Consider the following 14,281-nt stretch of genomic DNA (forward strand, 5'->3'; position numbering starts at 1 on the left):
TCCACTCCTAAAAATCAGCTCATGACGTTGCCGCCATCGACATTCAGGGTCTGCGCCGTGATGTAACGCGCCTCATCGCTGGCCAGAAATACGGCCGCTCCCGCGATGTCGGCCGGTACACCCATGCGGCCGAGCGGCACTTCGAGGCCCACGCGCCGCTTCTTTTCTCCCGGGGGCAACCCTTCTGCCCTGGCGAAAAGGCTGTCGACGTGGTCCCACATCGGTGTATCGACCACACCGGGTGCGATGCCGTTGACGCGAATGCCATGCGGCGCCATGGCCAATGCGGCACTCTGGGTGTAGCTGATGACCGCGGCCTTGGTGGCGCAGTAGTGCGACACCAGCGCTTCGCCGCGCCGCCCGGCCTGCGAGGCCATGTTGATGACTGACGCGCCCTGCGTGCCGGCTTCGACCATGTGGCGAAGCACGGCCTGCATGACAAAGAACATGCCTTTCACATTGACGGCAAAAAGCCTGTCGAAAGAAGCCTCATCACTGTCAAGCAGGGGCGCGAGATCGAACACGGCCGCGTTGTTGAACAGAGTATGAATGGGGCCAAAAGCGGCCTGTGCCTGCGCCAGCAGGTGCGCAATCGCCCGGGCGTCCGTCACGTCCGCCGCGATGTAGACCAGGCGGCCGGGATGGCGTTTTTGCAGTGCCTGCACGACTTCAGGCGTCGCCACGGCCCGGTCGACCACGCTGCAGTGCGCGCCCTCGGCGATGCAGGCTTCAGCCACCGCCAGACCGATGCCGCCACCGGCACCCGTCAGAAGCACATGACGGTCCTTCAGACGTTCGCTCATGTTCTTTTTACCCCTGAATTGACAAAGCCGGCTACCCTCCCGATCGCGCCGCGCACGGCATCCGTCAGCCGTGTATCGCCTGCGGCACTGCCCCATAGCCCCGCGTCGGAGCACAGCGCGCGCACAGGATCGACAGCGTCACAGATCGCGCGGGCCACGGCCTCGTCCATACCCTGGTCCTGGTAGGCATAGGGCAGCGCTCCCCGGTGCCAGCGCCGCAGGAAAACAAGGAACAGCGCAGGCAGCATTGCGACGCTGTCGATTGGCTGTCCCGCGGCGAGCCGCTCCCGTACCGTGGGCGCGATAAACCCTGGAATCTTTGAGAAACCGTCCGCCGCCACGCGTTGGTTGGTGTCGCGGATCGCAGGATTTCCAAAGCGCTCGAGCACCACATCGCGGTACGCTGTGAGGTCGATCGGCCCGGGAGAGTCGGGAGAACTCAGGCAGGGAATCACGTCGTCGGTCACATAGTCGTAGGCCATCTTCCGGATTGCCGCGTGGTGTGTTCCTTCGTGGATGAAATCCAGCCCGACCAATGTGCTGGCCCATGCAATACAGCTGTGCGTGGCATTGAGGATGCGGATCTTGGCCTCCTCGTAGGGCTGCACCGACTCGACCAGTTCCACGCCCACACGGCCCCAGTCGGGGCGCCCGGCCGCGAAGTTGTCTTCGATCACCCATTGAATGAAACTCTCGCCAGTGATCGCAGCCGCATCATCCCGCCCCGTGGCGGCCTTGACGCGAGCGCGCAGCTCGGGTGGCGGACGCGGCGTGATACGGTCGACCATCGTGTTGGGGCAGCGGGTGTTCCCCGCGACCCACGAAAGCAGCCCGGTGTCGCCTGTGAGTTCAATGAATTCGCGCAGCCCGTCACGAAAGCGGTCGCCGTTGTGGCGCAGGTTGTCGCAGTTGAGCAGGGTCACGGGGCCGGCCTGCGCCGCCTTGCGCGCACGCAGGATCGCGCAGACGGCGCCGTAGATGGTCACGCCCTCCCCGCCCGCCTCGCCGCGGCGTGCGCGCTCAAGGTCTGCCGCGAGATCATTGAAAGACAAGTCCAGCTTGCCTTTCGTGTCGAGGTAGTAGCCTGCCTCGGTCACGGTGAATGAAACGATGCGCGTGGACGGCGCCGCGCCGCGAGAGATCACCGCAGCCAGCGAGTCTTCCCAGGGAAGCACTTCGCGGATGGCCTCAATCTGTTCATAGCGGTATTCGCCGGCCGGCGATACGGTTTCCAGCGTGTAACGCCCGCCCTGTGCCTGCAAGGCCGCGACGACCTCGGCCATGTCGGGCCGGATGTTGGCGCCCACGATGGACCAACGGGTGTCGCCCGCGTCGATCAACCGCTGAAGATAAACGGCCTGGTGGGCTCGATGAAATGAACCCAGTCCAAGGTGAAGCACCGTGAATTCCGAAGGCGCCAATGGCGTTTTCGCAGGAAGCGCTGTTGCGAGAGTCAAGGGAATGTCCGAAAGGAAGAAGGAAGAAATCAGGCCGGAACCGCACGGCCTTCACGGTTGAACAGATGAAGCACCGAGGGGTCGAGCTCGACCGCTACATCGTCACCTGCATGCAGCGGTGTCCGTTCGTTCTGGCGCGCTATCAGCGGCACGCCGCCGACGTCGACGTGAATCAGGGTGTCGGCACCGAGTGCCTCGATCAGCTCCACGCGGCCTTGCACACCCAAAGCAACGGCCTGCTTCGGATGCACGCGCAAGCCTTCCGGCCGCACACCCAGGAAACCATCGCTCGGCAGGCGCCCGCCAGTGGCCGCCGAGAAGCTCGGAATCGCGCTTGCCGCCACCATGTTCATCGACGGCATGCCGATGAACTGCGCGACAAACCGGTTCGCCGGGTGGTCGTAGAGCTCGAGCGGCGTGCCGACCTGCTCGATCAGCCCGTCCCTGAGAACCACCACGCGGTCGGCCAGCGTCATGGCCTCGACCTGGTCGTGCGTGACGTAAATGGTCGTCGCGCCGAGCGCGCGGTGCAGCTTGTGGATTTCGACGCGCGTGTTGCCGCGCAGCGCGGCATCCAGGTTGGACAAGGGCTCGTCGAACAGGAACACCTTGGGTGCACGCACGATGGCGCGGCCAATCGCCACCCGCTGCCGCTGTCCACCCGACAGGTCTTTCGGTGTGCGGCCCAGGTACTGGGTGAGGTTGAGCGTTTTGGCCGCGTACTCGACCTTGGCCTGGATCTCGTCCTTCGGCACGCCCGCAAGCTTGAGCGCAAAGGACATGTTGTCGTACACACTCATGTGCGGGTAGAGCGCGTAGCTCTGGAACACCATCGCCAGGTCACGCTTGCCCGAAGGCGTCCAGGTGATGTCCTTGCCGTCCAGCAGCAAGTTGCCTTGGGTGATGGGCTCCAGCCCCGCGATGAGGCGCAGCAGTGTCGATTTACCGCAACCCGAAGGTCCGACGAAGACGATGAACTCGCCCTTGTTGATTTCAAGATCAACACCGCGGATGATTTGGGTTTCCCCGAAACTTTTCTCGATGTTCTTGAGTTCCAGATAAGCCATGGGTCAATTCCTTTCACTTCACCGCACCGAATGTCAGGCCTTGCACCAGCTGTTTCTGGCTGAACCAGCCGAACACGACGATCGGTGCGATCGCCATCAGCGAGGCGGCTGACAATTTGGCCCAGAACAGCCCTTCGGGGCTGGAGTACGAGGCGATCAATGTCGCCAGCGTGCCGGCCTTGGCCGAACTGAGGTTGAGCGCCCAGAAGGCCTCGTTCCAGCTCAGCACCAGGCACAGCAGGCCGGTCGAAGCGAGACCGCCCACCGACAGCGGCAGCACAACATGGCGAAATTCGGTCCAGAGGCTCGCACCGTCCATGCGTGCGGCTTCCAGTATCTCGTTCGGAATGTCCTTGTAGGCGCTGTAGAGCATCCACACCATGATCGGCAGGTTCGCCAGCGTGAACACAATGGTCAGCGCGGTGAGCGAATCCAGCAGGCCCGCGGTCTGCGCGAGAACGTAGATCGGCACCAGCGCACCCACCGCCGGCATCATCTTGGTGGAAAGCATCCACATCAGGATGTCGCGCGTCCTCTTCGTACGGAAGAAGGCCATCGAGTACGCGGCAGGTGCCGCGATCAACAGGCCGATGAGGGTTGAGCCAAGGCTGGTAATGAGCGAGTTGCGCGCGTACAGCAAGTAGTCGCTGCGGCGCTGCACTTCACTGAAGTTGTCTAGCGTGGGCTCGAAAATAAAGAGCGGCGGCACATGAATCGCCTGCAGTTCAGTCTTGAAGGCCGTGAGAAACAGCCAGCCGAGCGGAAAGAACAGCGGCAGCGCCACTGCCCACGCACCCACGGTGCGCAGCAGTTGCGGAAGAAAATTGCTGGGTCGCACAGTCGTTCCCTTAGTCGAGGTTCTTGCCGACGATACGGATGAGGAACACCGCCACGATGTTGGCCACCACCACTGCAAACAAAGCACCTGCCGATGCCACACCCACGTCAAAGTTCATGAGCGACTGCTTGAAGATCATGTAAGTGAGATTGGTGCTCTCGTTGCCCGGGCCGCCATTGGTGGTGATGGCGATCTCGGCGAACACGCTGAGCAGAAAGATCATTTCGATCATGATCACCACCGCCATCGGCCGGCCAAGATGCGGAATGATGAGATAGAAGAAGCGCTGGAACGAACTTGCACCGTCCATGCGTGCCGCTTCCATCTGCTCGCGGTCGAGCGACTGCAGCGAGGTAATGAAGATCAGGCAGGCAAAGGGCAGCCATTGCCAGGCCACCATGATGATCACCGACAACAGCGGCACATCGGTGAGCCAGTCGACCGGTTGCGCACCGAAAAAACGCCAGAGATCGGCAAGCACGCCGTAGATCGGGTTCATCATCATGTGCTTCCACAGCAATGCGTTCACTGCGGGCATGACAAAAAAAGGCGAGATAAGCAGCACGCGGACGATGCCTCGCCCCGGAAAGGGCTCGTTCACCAGCAGCGCGAGCAGCACGCCGAACACCACCGTGATGACGATCACGCTGCCGATGAGCAGCAGCGTGTTCCAGGTCGCGGGCCAGAAGTCCGGATCGGTGATGAAGTACTGGAAGTTCTCGATGCCGACGAACGGATGGTCGCCGGGCTGCATGAGGTTGTAGCTCACGAACGAGAAGTACAGGGTCATCACGAGCGGCACGATCATCCAGAGGAAGAGCGTGAGCACTGCGGGCGCCATGAGCGCGCGAGGCAAGAGGCGGTTCATGTTGTGGGTCCCGGGCGTCGGGGCAGAACTGCCGCGGATCCGGCTTCACCGGTCCGCGGGCAGGGCATGCTGCCTGTGGGTTTACTTGTAATACCCGGCCTTTTTCATCTCGCGCTCGGCGGCCGTCTGTGATGTCTTCAGGGCCTGGTCCACTGTGACCTTGCCCGACAGCGCGGCACTCATCTGCTGCCCCACCGCCACGCCGATGGCCTGGAACTCGGGAATGGCCGCGTACTGCACGCCGACGTAAGGCGACTTGGGCAGCGTGCTGTCGCTGAGGTTGGCGCTGTCGATGGCTTTCTTCTCGGCGGCAGCAAACTTCGCAACCTTCTGGAACTCTGGGTTTGCGTAGGTCGACTTGCGCGTGCCGGTGGGTACCGTCCCCCAGCCATGTTCTTTGGCGACCAGATTGATGTACTCCCTGGAGGTAGCCCACTTCACGAAGGTCTGGGCAGCCGCGCCCTTGGTCGAGCTGGCCGGAATGGCCAGGTTCCACGTCCACAGCCAGTTGGCGCCCTTGGGCGTGACGGCAACAGGGGCCTGGGCAAAGGCCACCTTGTCGGCCACCTTCGACTGCTTCGGATCACTGATAAACGAGGCGGCGATGGTTGCGTCCACCCACATGCCGCACTTTCCTTCGTTGAAGAGTGCGAGGTTCTCGTTGAAGCTGTTGGCCGAGGCGCCGGGCGGGCCGTAGGCTTTCATCAGGTCCACGTAGAAGCCGATCGCGTCCTTCCACGGCTTGGTGTCGATCTGCGGTTTCCACTGCATGTCGAACCACTGGCCGCCGTTGGTATTGACCAGCGTGGTCAGGAAGGCCATGTTGTCGCCCCAGCCCGGCTTGCCGCGCAGGCACATGCCATACACACCGGCCTTCGGATCATGGATCTTGCCGGCCAGTTCCTTCACCTGTGTCCAGGTGGGCTGCTCGGGCATCTTGAAGCCGACCTTGTCGGCGAGGTCCTTGCGGTACATGAGCATCGAGCTCTCGCCATAGAACGGCGCGGCGTAGAGCTTGCCTTCGTACGACAGGCCGGCGCGGATGGCCGGCAACAGGTCGTCGACGTCATAGGCGGCATCGGTGGCAATGGGCTGCAGCCAGCCCTTCTTCGACCAGATCGGCGCTTCGTACAGGCCGATGGTCATCACGTCGAACTGCCCGCCCTTGGTGGCGATGTCGGTGGTGACGCGCTGACGCAACGTACCTTCTTCGAGCGTGACCCACTTGAGCTTGATGTCGGGATGGGCCTTCTCGAAAACCGGCGTGAGCTTCTGCATTTCGATCATGTGGCCGTTATTCACCGTCGCCACCACCAGTTCGGTCACAGCATGGGCCATGCCGGCGCCCGAGAGTGCAAGCACCAGGCCTGCCTGGATAAAACGCTTCATAAGGTGTCTCCTTCGTTATGTCAGTCAAAACGGCCGCTTTGCCGTTCACTGCATTTTGAAGAAAGGTCCTTGCGGGTTTGATACCAGATCAGAGAACTTCAATACTTTGTTGCATTGAAGGAGTGGTAATTTCCCTAAACTCCGCATTATTAGATGCAACAAATTGTCAAGGCCAACGTGACGCGCTCTGCCAATACAGGCCGCTAGCCGGCGTTGCTTGCTCAAGAGGCAGAAAAATGAAATCTGTCGGCGTAGGCACGCCGACCGGTCGCGGCGCTATTTGCGCGCGACAGCCGAAGCCGGCACCAGCTTGAGTGGCCCGTAGAAGGCCTGCAGCTGGCCCTCGTTTTTTTCGCCCTCGGTGAAGACGGCGAAGCTCAGCAAAGCGCCCGGATCTTCGCCAAAGGCCTTGCGGTAGTCGGCGCGGATATCACGCTCGTAGCTGCGCCATTCGTTGTAGCCGTGGTCGCCCGAGTCGACAATGATCTTGCGGATACGGTCGGTGCGGTCGTTGACGACGACTTCGCCTGGCCGGTTGACGCGCGACCACGAATAAACCAGCGTCGCGAACGGCATTTCTTCGCCGGTCAGCAGCCGGCTCAACTCGGACAGCAGGGAATTTTTCATCGACAGCCGCGAGCGGTCGCCTTCGAACGCGAGCACCACCCGCACCGGCACATCCTCGAGTTGCGGCAGTGCAAGGTTGGTGCCCGCACCGGCGTACGGCACGTTCCAGGAAAAGCGCACGAGCCCAAGCTGGTCGGGCTCGATGCGGTGGCGATGGCGCAGGATGCTGCCGGACGCCTCGACCTTTGCGAGCACCGCGTCGCGGCCCTCATGACGCACATAGCTGTAGCTGGCCGGCTGCTTGCCCGGCACGCGGAAGATTTCCCACCTGAGGTCGTCTGGCTTGAGCTCACCGGCCTTGGGCGGCGCCGACATCTCGGCCCAGGCGGTGCCAGTCACCCCCTCCGCCGGCCCCAGCGTGCCGCCGCGGCTGACCGGCTCATCGACATCGGTGTCCTCGTCGGGCGCCGGGCGTGTCGCGCAGCCGGAGACCAGAGCCAGCGTGAGAAACGCTGCAGCGAACATCGAAAAACGGGGGAAAAGGCGGCGAAGCGGAAGGGAAAAAGACATGATGCGAAGCCATCGAAAAATCGGCGAAGTGGCAAGTTGACCACGGAAGCGCGCGCTCCCGCAATGGAAAAACGCACACTTTTGCGGTATTCAGCCGGCAATCTTGCGCAGCAGGCCGGCGGTCGAGCCATCAAGGCCAAAGACGTCCCCGCTGTGCAGGCGTGGCTCGATGTCTTTGGCCAGCACCTTCCCGAGCTCGACGCCCCACTGGTCAAAACTGTTGATGCCCCAGATCGCACCGCTGACAAACACACGATGCTCCTGCAGGGCGATCAGCGCGCCCAGGCTGGCTGGGGTGAGCCGCTCAAGCAACAGGAAAGTACTGGGACGATTGCCGGGAAAATGCCTGTGGCCTCCGACCTCTTCTTTGCCGGTCATCAAGGCTTGCGCCTGGGCCAGAACGTTGGCCAACAATTTGGCGTGATGCCCCGGCAGGTCGTGCGGTGCGTGCGCGGCTGTTTTCACCGCCACAAACTCGACCGGCACCACCGACGTCCCCTGGTGCAGCATTTGAAAGTAGGCGTGCTGGCCGTTGGTGCCGGGTTCGCCCCACAGCACCGGGGACGTTTCAAACGGCAAAGCCTTGCCGTCCGCATCCACGCGTTTGCCGTTGCTCTCCATCTCCAGCTGCTGCAGGTAGGCCGGCAGGCGGCGCAGCGCGCTGCTGTAGGGCGCGATGCTGCGGCTGGTAAAGCCATGAAAGTTGCGGTACCAGACGTCGAGCAGACCCAGGCGCACCGGCAGGTTGCGCTCCAGGGGTGCGGTGCGAAAGTGCTCATCCATGGCGTGCGCGCCGGCCAGCAGCTCGCGAAAGCCGGCTGCGCCAATGGCGATGGCTACCGGCAAGCCGATGGCCGACCACAGCGAATAACGCCCGCCCACCCAGTCCCAGAAACCAAAGGTGGTGCTGATGCCGAATTCGTTGGCTGCCGCGACGTTGGTCGTCAGTGCGGCGAAATGCCGGCTGATGTCGCGTCCGCCTTGCGCCTCAAACCAGCGCCGGGCCGAATGCGCGTTGGTCATGGTCTCGGTGGTGGTGAAGGTTTTGGACGCGATCAGGAACAGCGTGCTTTGCGGCTTGAGCCCCTTGAGCACGGTAGCCAGCTCGTCCCCATCCACATTGGAGACAAAGTGAACGCGCTTGCCGGTGGCGGCGAATTCGCCGAGCGCCAACACCGCCATTTGGGGTCCCAGGTCGGAGCCGCCTATGCCGATATTGACAACGTCGGTGATGGCGGCATCCGCGCGCACCTGTTCGGCATACGCCAGCATCGCGTCCAGCGTGGTGTGAACCTGGGCCAACTCGGTTGCTATATTTTTAATAGCTGCTGGCGCACGTTCATATTGGGCTACGGCCGGATTTCGCAGTAAAAAATGCATCACGGCGCGCTTTTCGGTGCCGTTGATCAGTTCCCCGGCAAACATCGCGTCGCGGTGCTGCTCCAGCCCGCACGCGCGCGCAAGGTCAAATAGCAAGGCCTGGCTGGCGGCATCGATCAGGTTTTTGGAAAGATCCGCAAAAACGTGGGGAGCGTCCTGGCTGAAGCTGGCGAAGCGATCCGGGTCGGCAGCAAATGCCGATTTCAGGTCGAAAGTTTTGCCGGAAGCGGCATACAGCGCCTGCAGCGCAGGCCATGCGGAAGTCTGGTCGCAACGCGGTCGGTTCATGACGTGTCCTGTGCGGGAGGTTATGCGGCCAGCATCAGCTGTTCAAGCTTTACGGCATCGGCCGCGAAAGCGCGAATGCCTTCGGCCAGCTTCTCGGTGGCCATGGCGTCTTCGTTGAGCGCGTAGCGGAATCCGGCTTCGTCAAAGTTCACTGGGGGCAAATCCAGCGCCGCTGCGGCTTTGGCATCGAGTGCGCGCGGCAGCGCGGTATCGCTGGCGGCAAGCTGGGCCAGCAGTTCCGGGCTGATGGTCAGGAGGTCGCAACCGGCCAGTGCAGTGATCTGGCCCACGTTGCGAAAGCTCGCGCCCATCACCTCGGTGGCAATGCCGAAGTGCTTGTAATGGTTGTAGATCTCGCGCACCGACTTCACGCCGGGATCGTTGGCGCCGGACATGGCGGCTTCGTCCCAGGCGGCGCCGGCAGTTTTTTTGTACCAGTCATAGATACGGCCCACAAAAGGTGAGATCAGCTGGACCTTGGCCTGGCCGCAGGCGATGGCCTGGCAGAACGAAAACAGCAGCGTGAGGTTGGTGTGGATGCCGCGCTGCTCCAGCTTTTCAGCCGCCTGTATGCCTTCCCAGGTGGCGGCGACCTTGATCAGCACGCGGTCAATGTGAATGCCTTCGGCCTGGTAGAGCTCGATGATGCGTTCGCCGCGTGTATACGTGGCGTTGGCGTCAAAGCTCAGGCGGGCATCAACCTCCGTCGAGACCCGACCCGGAATGATGGAAAGGATTTCGCAGCCAAAACGCACCAGCAGACGGTCCATGACTTCGTCAAGCGCCCGGCCCTTGAAGCGGCTCACGGTGTCTTTCAGCAGGGGCTGGTAGTCGGCCTTCTGCACCGCCTTGAGGATGAGGGAAGGATTGGTGGTGGCGTCCTGCGGCTTGAACTGCCCCAGTTGCTTGAAGTCACCGGTGTCAGCGACTACGGTGGTGAACTGTTTCAGGGCGTCAAGTTGGGTCATGGCTGGGTGGCTGGTCAAAACGCGGAGTGGTCCGGATGAAACACCGTACTGTGCCTGGATGCAGGCATTTCACGGGTTCGATGTCGAGTTACCATTATGCCCATAGAATATGAAACTTTATTACCAAGACAATTTTTTACCATGAGTTTTGACCTCATCCTGTTTGGCGGCACCGGCGACCTGGTGTGGCGCAAGATCATGCCGGCCCTGTTCCAGGCCTTCCGCCACGGCTCGTTGCCGGAGGGCGGGCGCATTGTGGGCGTGGCACGCGACGATTTGTCGGACGACCAGTACCGCGCGCTGATCAAGTCCCGGTTTGACAATGTCGAGCTGGCCAAGCGGCCGAGCGAAGAGGAGTTCTCGCGCTTCGCGGCGATGTTGGGCTACCTGCGCATGGACCTGTCCAACCCGGCCGACTATGCCGCGCTGGCTGCGAAACTGCAGCAGCGGCCCGCCGACGTGGTGGTGATGTACGTGGCCACCGCGCCCAGCCTCTTCACCACGGTCTGCGAGCAGATCGCCGCCGCGGGCCTCAATGGCCCGCAGACGCGCGTGGTGCTGGAAAAGCCGCTGGGCCACGACCTGGCGTCCAACCGCGCCATCAACAAGACGGTACGCAGTGTTTTGAGCGAGCAGCAGATCTTTCGCATCGACCACTACCTGGGCAAGCCGTCGGTGCAGAACCTGTTTGCGCTGCGCTTTGGCAATTCGCTCTTTGAACCGCTGTGGCGCCGCGAGACGATTGCCAACATCCAGATCACCATCGCCGAAGACCTGGGCGTGGAAAAGCGCGGTGCGTTTTACGACAGCACCGGCGCGCTGCGCGACATGGTGCAAAACCATGCGCTGCAGCTGCTGTGCGCCATCGGCATGGAACCACCCATCAACTCGCACGCCGATGCCATCCGTGACGAAAAGCTCAAGGTATTGCGATCGCTGAAGGCCTGGACGCCTGAAACGCTGAGCCAGCATGTGGTGCGCGGCCAGTACGCGGCCGGCAACATCGACGGCGAAGCCGTGCCCGGCTACCGCGACGAAAAAGGCGTGCCCCCTGACAGCAGGACCGAAACCTTTGTGGCCCTGCGCACCGAGATCGCCAACTGGCGCTGGGCCGGTGTACCGTTTTACATCCGCACCGGCAAGCGCCTGGCCGGCCGCGATGCGCACATCGAGGTGAACTTTCGCCCCGCGCCGCACGCGATTTTCAAGTCGGCGCTGGCAGGCTCCAATGTGGCCAACCGGCTGGTGATCAACCTGCAACCCAAGGACGGCCTGGAGCTGCACCTGCTTGCGCAGGGTGCCGACCAGCGCACGGGAGGCCGCGGCACGCCTTCGCTGGCGCCGGTGCAACTGGACCTGGATTTTGACAAACGCTTTGGCTCCGAGCGCGTGGGCGCTTATGAACGGCTGCTGCTGGATGTGATCGACGGGCGCTTGAATCTTTTCGTGCGCAGCGACGAGCAGGAAGAAGCCTGGCGCTGGGTCGAGCCCATCATGGACAGCTGGAGCAGCCAGGCGAGTGCGCCACGGCCTTATGCCGCCGGCACCTGGGGGCCCAGCGCTGCGAGCGCGATGATTGCCAGAGACGGCTATTGCTGGTCCGAAGAATGTTAGCCCCCATGCTCCCCACTGCGTGTGGTTCGCTGCCCCCCGAGGGGGCGCCCCGCCTGCGGCCCGGCAAAGCCGGTTCCGCGGCTCGGACTGGTATTTGGCAGACCTGTGAGATCTTGCAGCGTAGGGAGGACAGTTCCCGTGCTTGATCGAATAAAGGCTTCATTGCCGTCACTGGCGCCAGCGGAGCAACGCGTGGGCCGGTTGGTGCTGGCCGATCCGCGGGCATTTGCCAATTTGCCGATCACGGAGCTGGCGAGCCGCTCGCATGTGAGCAAGCCGACTGTGGTGCGGTTTTGCCGCAGCATGGGTTATGACGGGCTGTCGGACTTCAAGCTCAAGCTGGCGGGCAGCGTGAGTGAGGGCGTACCTTTCATCCACCGCAGCGTGGACGCGGACGACAAGACCGGCGACGTGATGGTCAAGGTGATCGACAACACGGTAGCGGCGTTTTTGAAATACCGCAACGACGCGAGTTCCGTAGCCGTTGAACGGGCCGCCGACGCGTTGCTGGCCACTTACAACACCGGCAAGCGGATTGAGTTCTTCGGCGTGGGCAATTCGGGCATCGTGGCGCAGGATGCGCAGCACAAGTTCTTTCGCCTGGGCATCACCAGCATCGCCTACAGCGACGGCCACATGCAGGTGATGAGCGCCTCGCTGCTGGGGCCGGGCGACTGCGTGGTGGTGATCTCCAACTCTGGCCGCACGCGCGATTTGATGGACGCCTGCGACATCGCCCGCAAGAACGGCGCGACCACGATCGTCATCACGGTCACCGGTTCGCCGTTGGCCGCGGCCGGCAACATCCACCTGGCAGCCGACCACCCCGAGGGCTACGACCGCTACAGCCCCATGGTGTCGCGCCTGATGCACCTGATGATCATCGACATCCTGGCAACCTGTGTGGCACTGCGCATCGGCAGCAAGCTGCAACCGTTGCTCAAGGAAATGAAAAACAACCTGCGTAACAAGCGTTATGCCTGAGACGGGCGCAGACAGGTGAGGCGCAGACGCGGCCTGCGTCGCCCCGCCTGTGATAGCGGCCCCTTGGAATTTCAAGAAGAATTCGCCCGCAGCCCATAAGGGGCATGCGCAAGCAGCTATTAAATTAATAGCAAATCAGCGCGTCGGCAGCGAGCGTTCGACAATTCCTGCAAACAGCGCCGAGCCCAGCGGCAGCACGCTGTCATTGAAGTCATAGCAGCTGTTATGCAAAAAGCGGCTGCCCACGCCGCCCATGGTTCCACCTTTGCCATCGGGCAACTGTTCGCCCTGGCCCAGGCGCAAGTAGGCACCCGGCTTGACCCTGAGCATGAAGGAAAAGTCTTCCGAGCCCATGCTGGGCTCAAGGTTGCGCACAACGTTCTCTGCACCCACGAGTTGTTCGGCGACGCTGGTGGCCAGCTCGTATTCGACCGGTGAGTTGATGGTGGCCGGGTAGATCCGCTCGTACTTGACGGTGGCCGTGGCGCCAAAGCCCTGCGCCACTGCGGCGCACAACTCCTTGAGGCGCCGCTCGACCAGGTCCTGCACTTCCGGTTTGAAGGTACGTACCGTGCCGACCAGTGTGGCATTGCCAGGCACCACACTCATCGCGCCCAGGTCGCCTGCCTGGATGGCACAAATGCTGATCACGGCGTTGTCCATGGCCTTGACGTTGCGCGAGACGATGCCTTGCACCGCGGTGATGATGTGAGCGGCCACCAGCACCGGATCGACCGTGAGGTAGGCGTGTGCCCCGTGGCCGCCCTTGCCGGTAATCTCGATGGTGATGCGGTCGGCCGCGGCCATCATGGGGCCGGGATTGATCCCGATGGTGCCAGGCTGCATCGCGGGCCAGTTGTGCATGGCGTAAATGGCTTGCACGGGAAAACGCTCGAACAAGCCGTCCTTGATCATCGCATCGGCCCCTCCACGCCCCTCCTCCGCGGGCTGGAAAACCAGCACCGCATCGCCGGCAAAATTGCGGGTCTCTGCGAGGTAACGGGCGGCGCCTACCAGCATGGTGGTGTGCCCGTCATGCCCGCAACCGTGCATCAACCCGGCCTTGGCGGACTTCCAGCCAAACTCGTTGTGTTCTGTCATGGGAAGCGCGTCCATGTCAGCACGCAACCCGATCATGGGCTTAAAGCCGGGTTGACCGGAAGCCTTGGCTGACTGCTGACCCTTGATGACAGCCACAACACCTGTTTTCCCAACACCGGTGTGCACCTCGTCAACACCGCATAACTTGAGCGCATGCACTACCCGGCTGGAGGTGTAAACCTCTTCAAACCCGAGTTCCGGGTGGGCATGCAGGTCGCGCCGGAAGGCGGTCAGTTCGGGGTGGTATTGCGCTATTTGCGCAAAGGCCCGCCCAGAGGCACGCAGTGGAGAGGGGCGATCGGGGTTTGCAATATCTCCCGCTGCGGCAGGCTGAATGGATGAAGCACTTGGAAGATTGGCCGGAGCGCGCATGTCAGTGGAGTCCCG

General features: G+C 62.4%; 12 protein-coding genes. 2 read left to right on the forward strand and 10 right to left on the reverse strand.

The window, feature by feature from the left end:
- Positions 1-14: 14 nt before the first annotated feature.
- From AC1DWQ_RS12420 to tal, 9 genes are all read right to left on the reverse strand, one after another.
- Positions 15-803 (reverse strand): L-iditol 2-dehydrogenase, encoded by a 789-nt coding sequence (locus AC1DWQ_RS12420; RefSeq protein WP_477669908.1) that lies wholly within the window; start codon positions 801-803, stop codon positions 15-17.
- On the reverse strand, positions 800-2,203 hold the full coding sequence (gene dalD, locus AC1DWQ_RS12425) for a D-arabinitol 4-dehydrogenase (protein WP_477670210.1): 1,404 nt from the start codon (positions 2,201-2,203) through the stop codon (positions 800-802). The genes AC1DWQ_RS12420 and dalD overlap by 4 nt, the downstream gene beginning before the upstream one ends.
- 86 nt (positions 2,204-2,289) lie before the next feature.
- Complete coding sequence (locus AC1DWQ_RS12430; RefSeq protein ID WP_477669909.1) at positions 2,290-3,327, reverse strand: ABC transporter ATP-binding protein; 1,038 nt, start codon at positions 3,325-3,327, stop codon at positions 2,290-2,292.
- A gap of 13 nt (positions 3,328-3,340) precedes the next feature.
- Positions 3,341-4,165 carry a carbohydrate ABC transporter permease gene (locus AC1DWQ_RS12435; RefSeq protein WP_477669910.1) on the reverse strand — a complete coding sequence of 275 codons (825 nt, stop codon included), beginning with the start codon at positions 4,163-4,165 and terminating at the stop codon, positions 3,341-3,343.
- Positions 4,166-4,175: 10 nt separating this feature from the next.
- Positions 4,176-5,033 (reverse strand): carbohydrate ABC transporter permease, encoded by an 858-nt coding sequence (locus tag AC1DWQ_RS12440; protein WP_477669911.1) that lies wholly within the window; start codon positions 5,031-5,033, stop codon positions 4,176-4,178.
- Between the two features lie 81 nt (positions 5,034-5,114).
- Positions 5,115-6,422: an ABC transporter substrate-binding protein gene (locus AC1DWQ_RS12445; protein ID WP_477669912.1), complete on the reverse strand. Its 1,308-nt coding sequence runs from the start codon at positions 6,420-6,422 to the stop codon at positions 5,115-5,117.
- Positions 6,423-6,698: 276 nt separating this feature from the next.
- Positions 6,699-7,559: a DUF3047 domain-containing protein gene (locus AC1DWQ_RS12450; RefSeq protein ID WP_477669913.1), complete on the reverse strand. Its 861-nt coding sequence runs from the start codon at positions 7,557-7,559 to the stop codon at positions 6,699-6,701.
- Between the two features lie 90 nt (positions 7,560-7,649).
- Positions 7,650-9,227 carry a glucose-6-phosphate isomerase gene (gene pgi, locus AC1DWQ_RS12455; protein ID WP_477669914.1) on the reverse strand — a complete coding sequence of 526 codons (1,578 nt, stop codon included), beginning with the start codon at positions 9,225-9,227 and terminating at the stop codon, positions 7,650-7,652.
- Positions 9,228-9,247: 20 nt separating this feature from the next.
- A complete protein-coding gene (gene tal, locus AC1DWQ_RS12460; RefSeq protein WP_477669915.1) occupies positions 9,248-10,195 on the reverse strand; it encodes a transaldolase in 948 nt (315 codons plus the stop codon).
- A 141-nt stretch (positions 10,196-10,336) separates the two neighbouring features.
- On the opposite strand from tal, the gene zwf reads away from it, so the two are divergent.
- Positions 10,337-11,809 (forward strand): glucose-6-phosphate dehydrogenase, encoded by a 1,473-nt coding sequence (gene zwf / locus AC1DWQ_RS12465; RefSeq protein WP_477669916.1) that lies wholly within the window; start codon positions 10,337-10,339, stop codon positions 11,807-11,809.
- A 138-nt stretch (positions 11,810-11,947) separates the two neighbouring features.
- On the forward strand, positions 11,948-12,793 hold the full coding sequence (locus AC1DWQ_RS12470) for a MurR/RpiR family transcriptional regulator (protein ID WP_457282600.1): 846 nt from the start codon (positions 11,948-11,950) through the stop codon (positions 12,791-12,793).
- Between the two features lie 135 nt (positions 12,794-12,928).
- Here AC1DWQ_RS12470 and AC1DWQ_RS12475 read toward each other — a convergent pair whose 3' ends face one another.
- Entirely contained in the window at positions 12,929-14,266 is a 1,338-nt protein-coding gene (locus AC1DWQ_RS12475; protein WP_477669917.1) for a M20 aminoacylase family protein, read from the reverse strand.
- Positions 14,267-14,281: the final 15 nt, after the last annotated feature.

The organism is Polaromonas sp. P2_G11 (assembly GCF_056403595.1).

Excerpts from the sequence above, each read along its gene's own strand:
- AC1DWQ_RS12440 (WP_477669911.1), bottom strand. The coding sequence starts at position 5,033 with ATGAACCGCCTCTTGCCTCGCGCGCTCATGGCGCCCGCAGTGCTCACG.
- AC1DWQ_RS12430 (WP_477669909.1), bottom strand. The coding sequence starts at position 3,327 with ATGGCTTATCTGGAACTCAAGAACATCGAGAAAAGTTTCGGGGAAACC.
- zwf (WP_477669916.1), top strand. The coding sequence starts at position 10,337 with ATGAGTTTTGACCTCATCCTGTTTGGCGGCACCGGCGACCTGGTGTGG.
- AC1DWQ_RS12475 (WP_477669917.1), bottom strand. The coding sequence starts at position 14,266 with ATGCGCGCTCCGGCCAATCTTCCAAGTGCTTCATCCATTCAGCCTGCC.
- pgi (WP_477669914.1), bottom strand. The coding sequence starts at position 9,227 with ATGAACCGACCGCGTTGCGACCAGACTTCCGCATGGCCTGCGCTGCAG.
- AC1DWQ_RS12445 (WP_477669912.1), bottom strand. The coding sequence starts at position 6,422 with ATGAAGCGTTTTATCCAGGCAGGCCTGGTGCTTGCACTCTCGGGCGCC.
- AC1DWQ_RS12420 (WP_477669908.1), bottom strand. The coding sequence starts at position 803 with ATGAGCGAACGTCTGAAGGACCGTCATGTGCTTCTGACGGGTGCCGGT.
- AC1DWQ_RS12450 (WP_477669913.1), bottom strand. The coding sequence starts at position 7,559 with ATGTCTTTTTCCCTTCCGCTTCGCCGCCTTTTCCCCCGTTTTTCGATG.
- tal (WP_477669915.1), bottom strand. The coding sequence starts at position 10,195 with ATGACCCAACTTGACGCCCTGAAACAGTTCACCACCGTAGTCGCTGAC.